The following is a 16,991-nucleotide window of genomic DNA, read 5'->3' as shown; positions in this document are numbered from 1 at the left end:
TCATTTTTATTTATTTTGGATTACTATTATTTGAATTGGTCTTTATAAGATTTCAACTCTAAAATTGAAAACCTATCTTTTTAAAAATTTGCGTGAATTAGAGATTGAAGAATTTTTATCAACGATATGTCATCTAGATCGATAAATGACTTACTCTTATTCAAAAAATGAAATACTTTATACTTATTTTAGTTTAAATTCTACTAACTTGATAGAACAAAAGTATATTGAAAAAAATTAGTCCCAAAATTTTAACTGTTTTTTTTGTAAAAAAATGTTAATTAAAATATCGGGGAGTTTTTAAATGTCTAAAAATAAAATAGTTAATATTAATAGATGCTTTTCTGTTGTGTAAGATTTTTTCTAAACGGATAGCAATAATAAGAGATCTTTGCTGTTTCCAAACCGTGTTATTATCAAAAACAAGTCGTGTTTTTACCGAATCAAACGCGATATACCATGCTAGTGTGATTTGCTAAAACAGATATGTTCTCTGTTAAAAAAAATGACTATTTTTATCAAACCATCAACCTTTTACTATGACCGATAAATCACTACTCCGAGGTTCCATTTTCAGACATCTAGACGGCTTAGCAGTTGCACCAGTGGCGATCGCATTAAGAAATAAAGATGTTTTAGAGTTTATCCTGAACAAAAAGCAAGTACAACTAACTGAACTTGCAATCGCTTTTAAAGCAAATGAAGGTTATCTAAATGTAGGCTTAAGGATTTTGGCTTCTCAAGGTTTCTTAGATTATGAAGTCGATAACCAAAAACAGGAAATTAAAATTTCGGTAAATGAAAAGACAGCAATAGCTTTTTCGATGTTTCATCTTTACGAAGATGTTGTTGATTTACTTCAGTTTTCTATCCAGTTCCACCCTCGCCTATTTGAAGATGTGCCGTTTGAAAAACTCAATGCTATTTTTGAAAAATATAAAAAAAACTACGGAATTGAACCTTCTAGTGATGCTCTGATAAATAGTATTCAGACCCAGATTTTAAAACATATAGAAGGCTATTTAATTGGACCTACGATAGTGCGTTTGGCAATGAAAGGAATGTTTCATAAATATTTTATGGAGACTTCTTTTAAGCCAGAAGAATTTCATAAATCTCCTGAAAATTTCAAAAAAATATTAGACTTTTTTGTACATCTAGGATGGTTTCTGGAAAAAAATGGCAATTATCAATTTACCGAAGACGGTTTGTTTTTTGCAAAAAGAGCCAGTGCCTACGGTGTTACAGTTTCTTACTTGCCAACATTTGCAAAAATTGAAGAGTTAATTTTTGGCGATCCTGCTGCGTTAAGAATGATTGCTGGCGGCGAAAATGAAATTCACGTTGATCGCGAAATGAATGTTTGGGGCAGCGGTGGTGCTCACGATACTTATTTTAAAGTAGTAGATGAAATTATCGTTAAACTTTTCAATTTGCCAATTAAAGAACAACCAAAAGGAATCCTGGATATGGGTTGTGGTAATGGCGCTTTTCTGCAACATATTTTTGAAGTAATCGACAGGCAAACCTTGCGAGGTAAAATGCTCGATGAATATCCTTTATTTCTCGTTGGAGCAGATTATAATCAGGCTGCACTGAAAGTAACCAGAGCCAATCTTATAAAAGCAGATATTTGGGCAAAGGTAATTTGGGGAGACATTGGTCGTCCGGATATGCTCTCGGATGATTTAAGAGAAAATTATAATATTGATCTGAAAGATTTACTTAACGTAAGGACTTTTCTGGATCACAATCGAATTTGGAAAGATCCGGAACACATTCGCAAAGACAGGATTAGTGAATCTACAGGTGCATTTGCCTATAGAGGAAAAAGAGTCAGTAATAACCTTGTAGAGGATAATCTTCTGGAGCATTTACAAAAATGGTCGCCGTATGTGCGTAAATTTGGATTGCTTCTTATCGAATTACATACCATAAATCCAAAACTTGCTGCCAGTAATTTAGGTAAAACTCCTGCAACAGCGTACGATGCCACTCATGGTTTTTCTGACCAATATATTGTTGAGATAGATGTTTTTAATAATGTTGCTGCCGAAGCAGGATTATTTCCAGATAAATCAATTTTTAAACGATTTCCAGATGCTGATATAGCAACGGTAAGTATCAATTTATTAAAAGGAAAGTAATCTATAATCTCAGTTACATAAATTTACAATCCATGTCTGAAAGAAAAAACACATGTATTAAATATTAAACATAAAAAGCTCCATTATTTCTAATGGAGCTTTTTTGTATTTGCTAAAGACTTTCGACAATAAAATTTATTTTATCACATAAAAAGTAACATAATAAAGGCTTAAAGAGGATAGTAAATAATATAGTGTTTCATCATTTTTCTCTAACTTAGCGCTGTAAATCTTAAAATATAAGATTAAAACAAACTTTGTTTTTCGCAAATAACTGAATGAAAAAGCGTTACTGTTTTTTTTCTTACATTTTTTTGGAAAAGCATTTTTATAATAATTTTAGTTAATTGAAAACTATGAATAAATTTGATTTTGGAATCGTAGGACTCGGTGTAATGGGACGTAATTTACTTTTGAATATTGCGAGCCATAACTTTGCGGCAGCAGGTTTAGATTTAGATACTGAAAAAGTTAATTCACTTCAACAAGAAGCAGATTCTGACCATACAATTGAAGCTACTACAGATGTTAAGCATTTTGTAGAGCTTATACAAAAACCTAGAGCTATTATGTTATTGGTTCCTGCAGGAAAACCTGTTGATAGCGCAATAGCAAGCTTATTACCTCATTTAGACCAAGGAGATATTATAATTGATGGTGGTAACACTTATTTTACTGATACAGACAGAAGATTTTTAGAATTATCTGCTAAGGGAATTCACTTCTTTGGAATGGGAATTTCTGGTGGAGAAAAAGGCGCTAGATTTGGTCCGGCTATGATGCCTGGAGGAGATCAGAAAGCATACGAGAGACTTCGCCCAATTTTTGAAGCTATTGCAGCAAAAGTAGACGGAGAACCTTGCGTAGAATATTTAGGAAACGGATCTGCGGGTAACTATGTAAAAATGGTTCATAACGGAATCGAATACGGAATTATGCAGTTGATTTCTGAAATTTATGACCTAATGAAAAGAGGTTATAATCTGGATGAAGATACGATTCAGAAAACTTTTGAGGAATGGAACCAAACAAACGATCTTAAATCGTACTTGATCGAAATTACTGGAAACATACTGAAAGAAAAAGATACTGACGGAAGCAGGCTGATTAATAAAATTTCTGATTGGGCAAAATCGAAAGGAACAGGAAAATGGACTTCGCAAAACGCAATGGATTTACAAGTGCCAGTTCCTACTATCGATGCAGCAGTTTTTATGCGCGATATGTCTAAAACTAAACCGGAACGAATTGAAGCCGCTACTAAACTAGCTTGGAACGCTGCCGAAACAGATGTAAATACAAGTGAAGCAATTGCGGCATTAAAATCAGCTTTATACTTTTCTATTGTAGTTACTTATGCGCAAGGATTAGCACAACTTCATACTGCTTCTAAAGAATACAATTACGGATTAAATCTCGAAACTGTTGCCAAGATATGGCGAGGTGGCTGTATTATTCGTGCTAATGCTCTGGAAGATTTTAGAAAAGCATTTGCAACTAAGAATGATTTACCAAACTTACTTTTAGATTCTGGAATCGCTTCAAAATTAACAGAAAACCAATCTGGGATGAGAGCAGTTGTACAATTTGCTGTTCAAAAAGGATTGCCTGTAGCTGGACTAATGAATTCATTAGCTTATTTTGATGCCTACAGATCAGAAAATCTTCCAACAAATTTAATTCAGGCACAACGTGATTATTTTGGAGCACATACCTACGAGCGTATTGATACGACAGGAGTTTTCCATACACAATGGTCTGAATAAAGAACTTTAAGCAACACAACACACTAAAATGAATAAGTTCAAAAATATAAATCCAACAATCATTGTTATTTTTGGAGGAACGGGTGATTTGGCAAAGAGAAAACTCTTTCCCGCATTTCAAAATCTCTACCTAGACGGTCGTATGTCTGATAAGTTTCAGATTATCGCTCTGGGAAGAGCAGAAAAAAGTAATGAAGACTTTCGTAGCTATGTCTTAGAAAATCTAAATACTTTTTCAAGAAAGAAAGGACTTTCTGATTTAGAAACTCAAGAATTTCTTTCGCACATAATCTACCAAAGTTTTGATATTGACAAAGAAGAATCGTATCAAAAATTAAATGAGAAAATAAATAGTATTGATCAGGCATTTGAAGAACGTGCTAACCGTCTTTTTTACCTTTCTATTACTCCTTCTTTTATCACTACAATATCTAGTAATATTAAAAAAATTGGCCTTGCGGCTAATGCCAAGCAGGATCGTATCATTATTGAAAAACCTTTTGGTTACGATAAAACTTCAGCGATTGAACTTAATGAAATGCTTTCGCACACTTTTAAAGAAGAACAGATTTACAGAATTGATCATTATTTAGGTAAAGAAACCGTTCAGAACATACTTGCTTTCCGTTTTGGAAATTCGATGTTTGAACCTTTATGGAGCCGTAATTTTATCGATTTTGTTCAAATTACAGTAGCTGAAGAAGTTGGCGTTGAAGAACGCGGCGGATTCTATGAAGGAGTCGGTGCTTTAAAAGATATGATTCAGAACCATCTGCTTCAGATTCTATGTATGACAGCTATGGAAGCTCCAGCATCATTAGAAGCAGACGATATCCGTAACCGCAAAGCAGATGTCTTAAAATCTATTCGACGCATTAAACCTGATGAGGTTGATCATTACATTGTAAGAGGTCAATATGATGCAGGTTTTATAAAAGGAAACCCTGTTCCGGGATACCGTCAGGATAAAGGAATTGCTCCAGATTCTAATACAGAAACCTATGTAGCGATGAAAATTTATCTGGACAACTGGAGATGGCAGGGAATTCCTTTCTATTTGCGCACAGGAAAAAGAATGGAAGAAAAACAGTCTTCTATTATCATACAGTTTAAACCAGTTCCGCATTCTTCATTTTCGTATGGAAAAGAGGGTATGACACCAAACAGGCTTATTATTAATATTCAGCCTGCAATGGATATCAAGTTGCAGTTTATGACCAAAAAACCAGGACTGTCACTTTCATTAGAACCAGCAGAAATGATATTTGATTATTTTTCCTGCTCTACAATGTCACCAGAAGCTTACGAAACCTTAATTGCCGATGCTCTGGCAGGAGATCCTACCCTATTTATGCGTTGGGATCAGGTAGAACAAGCTTGGGATGCTATTGATACTATACAGCAAGTATGGAAAACTATAGCGCCAACCAATTTCCCTAATTACAAAGCAGGAAGCTGGGGACCGGAAGAAGCTGACGAATTATTGGCTCGCCAAGGACACGCTTGGATTCAAAACTCACAAAATAAAATAAAAGAAGAAGTATTAGATGATACAGATATATAATAACACAGAAGAAATTAATACTGTAGCCGCAGATCTATTTGTAGCTGCTGCACAGAAAGCAATTGCAGAAAAAGACAAATTTACTGTCGTACTTACCGGAGGTTCATCTCCTGCAGGGATTTACAAATTATTAGCTTCTGATGATTATAAAACTAAAATAGACTGGAGTAAAGTTTTTATATTTTGGGGTGACGAACGTTGGGTTCCTCTTAATGATGATCTTAGTAATGCAAAAATGTCTTATGCAGCATTATTAAGCCACGTCCCTATTCCGAAAGCTAATATATTTGAAATGTATGCAGCTGGTGTTACACCAGAAGATTATGCTGTTACTTATGAAAAGTCTATTAGAGAGGTACTAGGAAATGAAGGAAAGTTTGATCTTATTTTATTAGGAATGGGAGACGACGGACATACAGCTTCACTTTTTCCTGGACAAGCAGTATTAGAGGAACAAAATAAATGGGTATCTGCCTACTACCTTGAACCTCAAAAAATGCATCGAATTACACTTACTGCACCATTAATAAACAAAGCAGAAAAAATTGTAGTAGTGGCTTTTGGAGAGAAAAAAGCGCCAGCATTAAAAGAAGTTACAACAGGAACATACAATCCTACGACTTACCCAATGCAGTTAATTAAACCTGTTTCAGGCGAATTATTATTTCTTGTAGATAAAAGTGCTGCTGGTACAAATTAAGAAATTGTTTTATACATTTCTTGCTAAAATTATACTACAGACTAATTAGCATAAGTATAAAAAGAGATAGAGAAGATTTCCTTCTTTATCTCTTTTTTTTGTATTAATTTACTTTTGATGAGGTCAATTAATTTTGTCGCTCCTCTTTGCGTTGTATGGATGACTGATCTTCGGATTCTCCTTTTTTCCAATAAGAAATAGCTGAATATTCAGAAGAAAGCCAATTTTGTTCCTGCTTAAAATAATTGCGTAAGTTTTTTATAATACTAAATTCAGCTGCAGCAAAAACAAATCTATTTCCCGTAGGCAGAATTCTTTTACGTACAATTTCTGCAAGATTACTACCTTTTTCTGGGTATGGATTATGCACCCATTTTATCGATAAATTTGCTTTGGAAGACAAAAACATTTCATCCTCAGCCCCAAAGACTTCAAGTATTACATCGGCTTCGACTCCTTCGGGCAGTTGTTCTAGCATGGCTCCTATAACGGGAATAGCTGTACTGTCTCCAATTAATAAATATTTATCAGCATCCCGCAATATTGTTCTACTAGATTCCTTCATTGCAATACCCAAGCTATCTCCAGCTTTCGCCTTAATTGCCCAGCCAGAAGCAGGACCATTATCTCCATGTGCTACAAAATCTACAAACAATTCTTTTTCTTTGTAATTTATATATTGGGTGGTATAGGTTCTTACAGGAGATAAAGATTCTTTATTAGTCGTATGTTCATCTGGAAATACAATATCGTTTGTTCCATTAACAGGTAAGAATATCTTATTATGATCACCAATCATGACATTTTTAAACAATTCTGTCTGTTGATCTGACATAGCGAATACAATTCGGATATAGTGTGGCGTAAGGAACATTTTTTCTTTGACAGTAAAAACAGATCTTACTCCCTTTTTTTTGATTGTTTCCATGAGTTAAATTATTTCTTATTATTAAAAAGTAATATCAAAACAGCTATTAAACAGCTAATTGCGCCAAAGAAATAAACCGATTGATAATCATACCAGCCCGCAATGATTCCTGCTATAGGCGCAGCTAATGCTAGTGATAAATCAAAGAAAGCGGCGTAAGCTCCTAAGGCAGTACCTCTCATTTGGGGGCTTATCTTTTTTATTGCTAATACACCTAGAGCGGGGAATATTAATGAAAAACCAATTCCAGTCAGACTACAGCCTATTATAGCCATTGTTTTTGATGTTGAAAATCCGATTAACAGCTGCCCAGAAATTTCTACAACTAAGGAAACGAGTGCTACCTTATATCCTCCAAACCTATCAGAATAGGATGAGAATAAAATTCGGGTAAGAACATAACACCCACCGAAAGCCATAAAAGCTAGTGAAGGATCTCCCCAGTTTTGTTCTTTAAACAGTAATGCTATAAATGAAGAAAGGCAAGCAAAACCAATGGATGAAAAAGCAAGTCCCAAGCCCTGACTAGCAATAAGCCCTACTACTTTATAAAATGGAGGTCTTATGTGTGATAAATCTACAGGCAATGACGGAAGCTTCATTGTAGAAATCCAACTGAAAATTGAAATAGCTATAATTAAAATAAATACATATTCGCTACCCAAAGAATTTTTAATCCATATTGCAGCTGGGGCTCCAATTGCGATACCTGCGTACATTGCAATACCGTTCCAGGTCATTACTCTGCCTGACTTGGCTCCGCCAACCAAGCCTATCCCCCATGTTAATGCGCCAGTAACACATAAACTTTCGGATATTCCGTGTACTATTCTGGCAAATAAAATTAATCCCAGACTAAGCGAGGCATTATAATTCAAGAATATAGCTGTTGTATAAATAATTCCTGAAAAAATAACTAGAATTATGCCTCTATGATTGCTTTTTCTTGCGCCCTGTGTATCGGTCATTTTTCCCGAATAGGCTCTTGTTAGTAGTGTAGCCAATGATTGTAGTCCTATAACAATACCTACGATTAGGCTACCGAATCCTAAATCATTTTGGATAAAACCAGGAAGCACTCCTAAAGTCATTCCTATGGTAAGGTAAACCCCAAAAACCGATATAATTATCGGAGTAATAATTTGTGCAAATTTTTTATCTGCATTGTTTTCAATGATGATGTCCATCTTTCTAATTTTTTATGTCTTAATATTATAAGTGCAAAATTAGAAAGAGTCCTAACCAGAAATATAGTTCATTCCAAAGCGATCATTGGACAAATCATGTTTTTTCTTTTCTAAAATCAGAGGCCGTTATTCCTATATTTTTTTTAAAAAAGCGGGAAAAATAAGTATGATCTTCATAGCCCAACTCAAAAGCAATCTCTTTTATATCCAAAGATGTAAAGTGTAACAGTCGTTTAGCCTCTAGTAACGTTTCCTGATTTATCCAGTGACTTGCAGGAAAACCAGTGACTTCTTTTGAAACTTGGTTTAAGTAAAGCGGACTAATGTTTAATAATGAAGCAAACGCTTTTACCTGCTTCAATTCTTTATGTTTAGTGTTTACTAATTGTTTATAGCGTGCAATAGTAGCATACTTCTGACTATTGGTTATTATTTTGCTGTTTTGTGATTCTATGATTTTGGATATTATTATTCCAGTTAATGTTTCCAATGCTGAATTTAACAATGTCTTACGAAGTGGCATTGATTTATCTTTATTTATAGTTTCGATTAAAGGAAGTAAAGCAAATGATGGTTCATTCATTTGTACCGATACTACTTGCTGCACATTAAGATAGGTATTGAATATTTCTCGATATTGTTTTAAAATGAAGTCATTGTCTATAAAAACTAGCCATCCCTTACAGTTCTTACAATCAATATATCTATGAACCTGACCAGGAACAACAAAACATAATGATGGTCCCTCCATAAGAACCTCATTAAAATCAAGCTCTAATAAGAACCTCCCGCTTTGCTGAATGATAAACATATAATGATCATCACGATGTGCAACTTGTACAGAAGTATCAATACGTTCGATAGATACAATATCTAAACTGATGTCCTTGAGTTCATCTTTATGTAGTGCAATTATTTTTTTATTCATGATAATCTGTTAGTCATCTATAAAAGTATCAATAAGACAAAGTTATTTAATTTACTTGTTTTATACCTTAGTAATAATACTGTTTTCGATACTATCCGAATTAATTAAGAGGTTTTCATAAATCTATAAAAATAAAAAAGTTTGAAGTCCCGTAGAGAGATAACTCTACGGAATCCAAACCTAAACAAGAAGTATTTACAAATCAACCTCCAATTAAATTCTTATTTTACAGTGTAAATAATATGATTTGTTTCACAAAGTCTGAAGTAGCCCAATGCAAAATTATTAGTGTCAGTTGTGTTTATAACATTACCCCTAATATTACCTGGTGCTGCACCAAAAGGGTTCGAATTTGTTACCTCTAAAATTAAATTCATATAATTATAAAAGTTTTTAGAAATCCCACGATGTGTTATATCAAGAACTTTTCCCGGTTTAAGATCTGCGTCAGAAAATTTTTCATCTATTACATTCCCATTAACAAATTCATCACTTGTTGATGTGTATTCTGGAAAAGCAAGGATATCACTTTTGTAATCTGTAAGATAATAATTGGTCTGATCTGCTGGGTCTTTGTAATAAAATGTTACCACAATAAGATCAGGTCCTGTTATATCGGGCATAAATTCCTGATCTATCTTGTCTATTGGCGGCACAGCAATTAATTTTTCAGTAGCTGTTAAACTTTGTCCATCAACCTCTACAAATAATTTATATTCCATATTAATCACGGGTACAAAATTAGTGCAGGTATATAAACCCGGTGCTGATTCGTTGAATGTAAAAATAGTCCCTTCACTATTCTCAACTCTTACATGTGCTCCTGAAACCTTTGGTACAACAGCACTGTAATAAGGAGCCATTCGGCTTATTTTTATTGTCTGTTCATTTCCACTAGTTCCTTTTTCCCAAACTATCTCAGCATCTATAACTATTCTGGGAGGACCAGTTTCTAAATCAAGTTCAACAACCCTGTCACAGGATAAAAAAAGTGAAACAAAAAGAAGACTAAATAAAGTAACTGTTTTGCTTTTAAGGTTGTATTTTTTTAATCTTAGCATATTATTAAAATTTAAAATTATAAGAAACACCAGGTACTAATCCGTAAATAGACAGTTGTCTGGACTCATTCGTTCCCGAGTTAGTATTTTGTGAAAACATCATCGATGCAGCATTTTGCCTATTATAAAGATTATAAATACTAAATACCCAATAGCTTTGCCATCCTTTCTTTTTATCTGGTTTTGGAGTATAGGTTGCACCAATATCCAAATGGTGATATGCAGGAAGTCTGTTGGCATTTCTCAACGTATAATTAGGCACATTTCTTCCTCCAAATTCATAATAACCGTTTGGGTATGTTACCGGCTGACCTGATTGCAAGGTGAAATTAGCATTAAAAGACCATTTTGGGCTTAAATCATAATTTGCCGTAATATTTAAATTATGCAATTTATCGTATCCTGATAAATACCATTCACCATTAGCAATACCAGGTTCTTGTGGTGTTCTTCCTGGCGTTTTTTGTTCAGCTTTAGACAAAGTATAAGAAACCCATCCCGTAAAACGACCTGTATTTTTTCTGAATAATAACTCCATACCGTATGATCTGGCTTCTCCATTCAGAATATCCTGTTCAATATTATTGTTTCCCAATAGATTTGCGCCATCAATGTAATCAATACGGTTTTTAATTTTTTTATAAAATAATTCTCCTTCAAAAGAATACTCCCGTTCTTTAAAATTTTTGAAATATCCTACTGCATATTGATCCAGCATTTGTGGTTTTGTAAAAGGTCCGCTTGGTGTCCAGATAGTCATAGGCAACGGAGCACGGGTATTAGACAACATATGAATATATTGCGCCATCCTGTTGTAGCTTGCTTTTACAGAAGTTTCATCATTAAAAGCGTATGATAGTGCCAATCGGGGTTCTAAATTATTAAAGCTGCTAATGGTTTGTCCTTTTCCGTAATACTTGCTTCCAGTTGGTGTTGCTTCTTCATAAATATGATATAACGGATTATATACTACTGCTTGATCATTTTCGTAAGTACTGATACTTTCGCCACCTAAACGATAAAATGAACTATAACGAAGTCCGTAACGAAGATTCAACTTTTCTGTAACCTGATGTTCTACATCAAGATAGGCAGATGTTTCTAAAGCGTATTTTTTATCTAATTGATTATAATTATACCCCGAATTAAGACCAAACGGCTTTACAGTTCCTGGATTAAAATCATAATATAAAGCATCAATACCGTAGTTAAGTTTAAAATTTTCTGATATGGTGTGATTCCAGTTATATTTTAGTCCGTAATTGGTTATTTTACTATCCCATTCAAATTTCTGAAATGGTATTTGCAGATTAAATTTATAATCACTGTAAAAAGCAGAAAGGTTGGTATTTAACTTTTCCGAAAATTTATGTTTCCAGCTAACCGTTCCCATGGTATTACCGTATGTACTGGCGAAAAAATTGTTAATATCAAACAAATCATTTCCCAGATAACCAGAAAAAGCAATTGTATTATTTGCCCCCAAGCGATAATTTAACTTAGCATTAATATCATAAAACATAACACTACTCTTAATATCAGTGAGTTTTAAAAATAAATGCGCATACGAAGCACGTCCGGCAATAATAAACGAACCAACATCTTTTTTTATAGGACCTTGTAGTAAAAGTCGGCTCGATATAAGACCAATACCTCCATTTACTTTATACTCATTAAGATCTCCTGTTTGCTGACTTACATCTAGAACTGAAGAAACGCGTCCTCCAAATTTAGACGGAATCCCTCCTTTGTATAAATCTAATCCGCTAACAACATCAGCATTAAAAATAGAGAAAAATCCAAACATATGAGAGTCACCATATACTGGAGCGCCATCTAAAAGAATCAAATTCTGATCGGCAGCACCTCCACGAACATTAAAACCCGATGAGGCTTCTCCGGCATTTGTAACTCCGGGTAACGTCAATAATGATTTTAAAGGATCTGGTTCACCCATAGCAGTCGGTAATCTTTTAATCTCAGCCATCGAAAGCTTATTTACACTCATTTGGGTGTTTCTAACATCAACAGCTTTGTTAGTTCTTATAATTACCTGCTCCAACTCTTGACTGTCTGACTCTATGCTGAAATCATTTTTTGCATCCTGAGAAACCGTAATTTGTTTTTTTTTATTCTTAAACCCCACGTAACTAACCAAAATAGTATAAATTCCGTTATCTAAGTCTAAAGAATATTTTCCGTTTTTATCGGTTGTAGCACCTATTTCTATTTCTTCAACAAATACGTTTGCCCCAATAACAGGTTCTCTATTTTGATCAAGAACCTGCCCTGTTAGTTTATTCTTTTTGGACCCTTTTGTAACTTTTTGTTTTACAAAAATATTATTACCTACGATCGAAAAGTGGATTGAACCACTTTTATTAAGCTCATTTATAAGTTGTTTTATTTCGATATTAGTATAAACCTTTTTTTGAGTAAAATATTTTTGGCTCATATTAATCTGATCTGTAAAGGCAAATTTGTAATCTGTCTGACTCTCAATTTGCTTAAAAAACTCTTTTAATGTTACAGTTTGATCTACAGTTACGGTTATGTTTTGAGAGAACATAGTCCAACTGAATAAAAAAAAGCATGTTGAAATTATATGCTTCATGAATTTTTGTATTTTTGAATATTATTAAATGGATAGTTTTATACTATCTTGACTAAGGAAGGATGTTTAGTTTCGCGGCTAGTGCATCCTTTTCTTTTCTATTGAAAAGTAATCTGTTTTAATTTTTCATTTACTTCATAGTTTAGGTTATACATTTCTGATATTAATAGAACAATTGTTTTTAAATCTTCCTTTTTATTTATTCGCACAGTAATTCGTTGGTCATAATATTCTTTCGGAATAATCACTTTATAACCATAATTAGACTCGATATAAGTGCTTATAACACTCAGTTTTTCATTATCAAAATCCGTAAACCTGTTAAATTCTGTTACTGAGGCAGTTTCGTTCCCGTAGATAAATTTATCTCCAGGTTTCAGTATCCATTTTTTGTCTTGGTTTTTCACACTCATCTCAACACTTCCTTCATAAAGTTCTACTGCCACTTCTTTTTGAGGATATCCTTTAACTGTAAAAGCGGTACCTAATACTGTAGTTGTAGTTTCGTTACAAAACACCTGAAATGGATGTTTTTTATCTTTTTTAACTTTAAAATAAGCTTCTCCATTTATTTCTACTTTTCTATTGATAGCAAAATTACTGGCATACATAATTTTAGAATTCGGACTCAATTCTACTTTTGTACTATCTGGTAAGTCAATAATTTTGATTATAGAAGTTGTGTTTTCAATTGTATTTTCTACAATTTCAATATTATTACTCATCGGATCATTAGTAAAGTATAATCCAGTCCCTATAAGAGCAAAAATTAAAACTGCCGCTGCTGCATAATAGCGCCATGGTTTATTTTTTTGTTTTTGAGATGGGAATGTTTTTAATTGGAACTCTTCCCAAGAATTCTCTTTTTCAGTATCGGAATGTGCAATGGGAGTTTCGTCCCATAATTTTTTTAATTCCTCTTCTAATTTCTTTTCGTCCATATCTTTTGTGCGTTAAAGTTTTTGACAATAAAATCCTTGTTTATTAAAAACACCATAAACCATTTCTTTAATATCTCTGTTAGTTTCGATTTTTAGAATATGGTCACTATTATCCAAATCAAAATTCATTATACAATCAGAAATGATAAACTGCAGGAGAACTACAATAAAGCTTGCATCTTCCTTGGTTTTAACATCTGTTTTATAAGATTCAGTACGCATTTTATGTTTCCGTTTATATCTATAACAAACGAGAACATAAAAGTTCCTAATGCTCTTCTATTTTTTTTCGAATAAATTTACTGGCAAGATAAATATGATTGGCAATGGTCTTTTCAGAAAGATCCGTCATTTCTGCAATCTCTTTATAACTAAGGTTTTCCAGTTTGTGTAAAGTGTATATTTTTTGTTGCTGTTCCGGAAGAAGATTTATGAAATTATAAAGTTTTTCTTTTCTTTCTTCAAAAATTATTGTTTCTGTATCCTCTTCTTCAACTTGTAATGGTAAAGTATCAAGTTGAATTATTTTATTTTCTCGGTTAACATGGTTAATAATGATGTTCTTGCATATTGTAAACAGTTGTTTATCAAATAGAACATCTTCATTAAGCAATTCTCTTTTATTATATAATCTTAAAAAAGTTTCCTGAACAAAGTCTTGTGGAGTAAGTACTGTAAAATTAAATCGTCTGGCTATGTTTATGAGTTTATCATAGTAATTAAGATAAGCCTCCTTGAAAGATGCTTCATTCCCTTTTTTTAAACTTAATATAAACTTTCTGTTGTCCATAACGTAAATATGATCATAGTCTTAACCTAATCGCCAAAATAATATGGCACATTACAGTTATAGCTAAGTCTGACAGGCTTATTTTTTTAATAAACCTTTAGGTACAAAGAACAGAAATTTTATTCTAAAATTTTTTAACAGAAAAAAAATAGTTTAAAAAAAATTATATCTCAGTTTCTGCTACTGCATTATCACTTCAAATATAAATAAATGGCGTGACTAAATTTTGCATTTTATAACTAAATAATAGACCACTTTCTCTATCGGCATATTTCATTTATAAGTAATTCTGTTTTTTTCTATATCTGTGTGAATGTTGAGTATTTATTGAAAAACGAGTAAAAATACCTAGTTGGTTTTTGAAATTTAATTCTATCATTGTAGAATATAATTTTCGAAAAAAGTTAAAGCATTATTGAGGCTTGTTTAATGAAGATGTCTTTAGATGCGTACTATCATGCATGGGTAACTTTTTAATAAATAGTCTATTAACTTTAAAAAATAATAATATTATGTTTAAACGTAAAGCCCCCGAAGAAGGTAATGATTTGTTCCAGGCATCTTCATATTTGACAGAAGAAGGAAACGATGCATTATTAAAATCTGCTGAAAAGAATAAGAAAGACATTTTGTATGATTTGATGTTTGGATATGAAAAAGTTCAAATTAACGATCCAATCAGAGCCTTTCATGAAAGTAATTTACAGAATATAGTAGATGATGTAAAATATGGTGTTTTAAAAGTATTAGAAGGTACTTGGGTAAGCTATAATAGCAATAATGACTCAAGTAAAAAAAAATTAATTGGAACTGGAATCCATACTACTATTATGCCTTCGCCAGGTACAAATTTAGGTAGTATTCCTGGGAAATATAGTTTTGAATGTGAGGAATATATAGAAAAACTAACATTTGATTTAATAGATGGTGGAGTTCGTAATCGCGGTGGCGTAAATGAACAATTTTGTGGCGCTGTTAAATACGAACAAAGTATTAAAAGCGTAAATAAAGTACCAAACGATACCAAGCTAAAATATACTCCAATTCATGAGGAGAACGGTATGTATTTATGGCTTAGTGATATATTTAACTATGCGGCTACCGAAAAATCTATTAAAGAGGATCGTGGTTTGCACCCTATAGATCCAGATGACAAGCATAAAGATTTATATAAAAGCGGATACAAAGATGAAACTCTTTATTTGCCTTTAGGTAGTAAAGAATATGTTACTCAGGAAAATTTAAACGGACGAGAATATTCTGAAATTATCCCAGCGAAAGAACTTAAACCGGGAGATGGTCAAAGAGGCCCTTATTTTATACCTGATTATTCTATTTCTCGTAGCGGAGTGATTCCGCATGGAAGTACGATAACTTTATTGGGAGATTTAGTTCAAACTGGACCTAGTGGTCTAAATACTGGTGCTCCAAAATTTCCAGAAGGTTTTGATGCTTGGGACTTTGATCATCTTTCTATCTCGAAAACTATGGGTGGAGCTGATGCTAAAAAAGAGCCTATAAATCTTGATGCAGCTCCTCCTGCTTGGGTATTTGAGGAACTTAACGCCGATAATGATCCCAGAGAGAATAAAATATACACACAACGAATACTTGCACATCATTTATATCCTTATTCAGTAAGACCTGATTTACGCCTTCGTGATTCCAACAAAGGAGAAGATATAATAAATCATGTACACATCCAGATGTCATCTAAAAATAAAACGGGTGCTCAGGGTGGGATATTAAATGTTCCGTTTGTGAATCGTTTTGCGCCTACTGTCGAAATGAATATGCAAATGTGGGTTGAAACGGTTGTAGAAGACGGAAAAGAAATTCTTCAGTTGCAATACGAACAAGTTATATTATTCGAATTTCATTTTGGAGATGACGGAGGTACTACCAGCTGGCCACATATACAAGTAAATACGCTTCGCAAAATAGAAGATGTTTCTGAGGATCAAAGACGTTTAATCGAGGAGCAATTTAACTCTAATAAAATTAAATCTTCTGGGGCAGCTTCGGAATGTCCTTATAAAAAAGAATAAAATTTAAAAAAAAATCGACTACACCTTTATACTAAAGTGTTTTGGTGTTAGTTTAAAAGCCCAAATCCCTCCAATTTGGGCTTTTTTTATGCTTTATTTCCGTTTTACAGCAATAATTTTCTCTAAATTGATTTTTTTGTTTTTCTCTTCAATAAAATAATCGAAATAGTACTTTGATTATAAATTTTCAAAAAAAGGCTAACCCAGTCTGGTATTCTTACTTATTTTTTTCTGTATTATATAAATAATAACATTTAAGCAATGGTATTATTCATGTTTCATGTTATAATATGAAACATATAAATAAATATCTCAAA

13 protein-coding genes are annotated in these 16,991 nt (G+C 33.0%); 5 read left to right on the top strand and 8 right to left on the bottom strand.

The features are described 5' to 3' along the window. Positions 1-539 precede the first annotated feature (539 nt). The 4 genes from ACJ6WR_RS22900 to pgl all read left to right on the top strand — a co-directional run bounded on the left by ACJ6WR_RS22900 (position 540) and on the right by pgl (position 6,177). Positions 540-2,147, top strand: a complete 1,608-nt coding sequence (locus ACJ6WR_RS22900; protein WP_409416634.1) for a class I SAM-dependent methyltransferase — start codon at positions 540-542, stop codon at positions 2,145-2,147. Between the two features lie 356 nt (positions 2,148-2,503). After that, the gene (gene gndA, locus ACJ6WR_RS22895; protein WP_039112052.1) at positions 2,504-3,913 is read left to right on the top strand and encodes an NADP-dependent phosphogluconate dehydrogenase; all 1,410 of its coding nucleotides are present in this window, start codon (positions 2,504-2,506) and stop codon (positions 3,911-3,913) included. 28 nt (positions 3,914-3,941) lie between these two features. Further along, positions 3,942-5,477: a glucose-6-phosphate dehydrogenase gene (gene zwf, locus ACJ6WR_RS22890; RefSeq protein ID WP_409416633.1), complete on the top strand. Its 1,536-nt coding sequence runs from the start codon at positions 3,942-3,944 to the stop codon at positions 5,475-5,477. Continuing rightward, complete coding sequence (pgl, locus tag ACJ6WR_RS22885; protein WP_409416632.1) at positions 5,461-6,177, top strand: 6-phosphogluconolactonase; 717 nt, start codon at positions 5,461-5,463, stop codon at positions 6,175-6,177. The genes zwf and pgl overlap by 17 nt, the downstream gene beginning before the upstream one ends. Positions 6,178-6,304: 127 nt before the next feature. On the opposite strand, the gene ACJ6WR_RS22880 is transcribed toward pgl, so the two are convergent. From ACJ6WR_RS22880 to ACJ6WR_RS22845, 8 genes are all read right to left on the bottom strand, one after another. Further along, positions 6,305-7,105 (bottom strand): siderophore-interacting protein, encoded by an 801-nt coding sequence (locus ACJ6WR_RS22880; RefSeq protein WP_409416631.1) that lies wholly within the window; start codon positions 7,103-7,105, stop codon positions 6,305-6,307. An 8-nt stretch (positions 7,106-7,113) separates the two neighbouring features. Continuing rightward, positions 7,114-8,292, bottom strand: a complete 1,179-nt coding sequence (locus ACJ6WR_RS22875) for an MFS transporter (RefSeq protein WP_086895849.1) — start codon at positions 8,290-8,292, stop codon at positions 7,114-7,116. 94 nt (positions 8,293-8,386) lie between these two features. After that, a complete protein-coding gene (locus ACJ6WR_RS22870; protein ID WP_409416630.1) occupies positions 8,387-9,220 on the bottom strand; it encodes a helix-turn-helix domain-containing protein in 834 nt (277 codons plus the stop codon). Between the two features lie 221 nt (positions 9,221-9,441). Further along, positions 9,442-10,281 (bottom strand): DUF4249 domain-containing protein, encoded by an 840-nt coding sequence (locus tag ACJ6WR_RS22865; RefSeq protein ID WP_409416629.1) that lies wholly within the window; start codon positions 10,279-10,281, stop codon positions 9,442-9,444. A 4-nt stretch (positions 10,282-10,285) separates the two neighbouring features. Next, on the bottom strand, positions 10,286-12,895 hold the full coding sequence (locus tag ACJ6WR_RS22860; RefSeq protein WP_409416628.1) for a TonB-dependent receptor: 2,610 nt from the start codon (positions 12,893-12,895) through the stop codon (positions 10,286-10,288). Between the two features lie 98 nt (positions 12,896-12,993). Next, complete coding sequence (locus tag ACJ6WR_RS22855; RefSeq protein WP_409416627.1) at positions 12,994-13,836, bottom strand: FecR family protein; 843 nt, start codon at positions 13,834-13,836, stop codon at positions 12,994-12,996. A 12-nt stretch (positions 13,837-13,848) separates the two neighbouring features. Further along, complete coding sequence (locus ACJ6WR_RS22850) at positions 13,849-14,058, bottom strand: hypothetical protein (protein WP_039117365.1); 210 nt, start codon at positions 14,056-14,058, stop codon at positions 13,849-13,851. Positions 14,059-14,104: 46 nt separating this feature from the next. Next, positions 14,105-14,626, bottom strand: coding sequence for an RNA polymerase sigma factor (locus ACJ6WR_RS22845; protein ID WP_039112058.1), 522 nt, complete (start codon positions 14,624-14,626; stop codon positions 14,105-14,107). Positions 14,627-15,138: 512 nt separating this feature from the next. On the opposite strand from ACJ6WR_RS22845, the gene ACJ6WR_RS22840 reads away from it, so the two are divergent. Beyond that, positions 15,139-16,674, top strand: a complete 1,536-nt coding sequence (locus ACJ6WR_RS22840; RefSeq protein WP_409416626.1) for a peroxidase, FMP-type — start codon at positions 15,139-15,141, stop codon at positions 16,672-16,674. The last annotated feature ends 317 nt before the right edge of the window (positions 16,675-16,991 follow it).

It is taken from the genome of Flavobacterium sp. PS2, assembly GCF_046250155.1.
Taxonomy (GTDB): domain Bacteria; phylum Bacteroidota; class Bacteroidia; order Flavobacteriales; family Flavobacteriaceae; genus Flavobacterium.
The sequence above is the reverse complement of the archived record's forward strand: the minus strand, read 5'-3'. Positions and strand labels throughout refer to the sequence as shown.

Coding starts and splice junctions, on each gene's coding strand:
- ACJ6WR_RS22900 (WP_409416634.1), top strand. CDS start 540: ATGACCGATAAATCACTACTCCGAGGTTCCATTTTCAGACATCTAGAC.
- gndA (WP_039112052.1), top strand. CDS start 2,504: ATGAATAAATTTGATTTTGGAATCGTAGGACTCGGTGTAATGGGACGT.
- zwf (WP_409416633.1), top strand. CDS start 3,942: ATGAATAAGTTCAAAAATATAAATCCAACAATCATTGTTATTTTTGGA.
- pgl (WP_409416632.1), top strand. CDS start 5,461: ATGATACAGATATATAATAACACAGAAGAAATTAATACTGTAGCCGCA.
- ACJ6WR_RS22880 (WP_409416631.1), bottom strand. CDS start 7,105: ATGGAAACAATCAAAAAAAAGGGAGTAAGATCTGTTTTTACTGTCAAA.
- ACJ6WR_RS22875 (WP_086895849.1), bottom strand. CDS start 8,292: ATGGACATCATCATTGAAAACAATGCAGATAAAAAATTTGCACAAATT.
- ACJ6WR_RS22870 (WP_409416630.1), bottom strand. CDS start 9,220: ATGAATAAAAAAATAATTGCACTACATAAAGATGAACTCAAGGACATC.
- ACJ6WR_RS22865 (WP_409416629.1), bottom strand. CDS start 10,281: ATGCTAAGATTAAAAAAATACAACCTTAAAAGCAAAACAGTTACTTTA.
- ACJ6WR_RS22860 (WP_409416628.1), bottom strand. CDS start 12,895: ATGAAGCATATAATTTCAACATGCTTTTTTTTATTCAGTTGGACTATG.
- ACJ6WR_RS22855 (WP_409416627.1), bottom strand. CDS start 13,836: ATGGACGAAAAGAAATTAGAAGAGGAATTAAAAAAATTATGGGACGAA.
- ACJ6WR_RS22850 (WP_039117365.1), bottom strand. CDS start 14,058: ATGCGTACTGAATCTTATAAAACAGATGTTAAAACCAAGGAAGATGCA.
- ACJ6WR_RS22845 (WP_039112058.1), bottom strand. CDS start 14,626: ATGGACAACAGAAAGTTTATATTAAGTTTAAAAAAAGGGAATGAAGCA.
- ACJ6WR_RS22840 (WP_409416626.1), top strand. CDS start 15,139: ATGTTTAAACGTAAAGCCCCCGAAGAAGGTAATGATTTGTTCCAGGCA.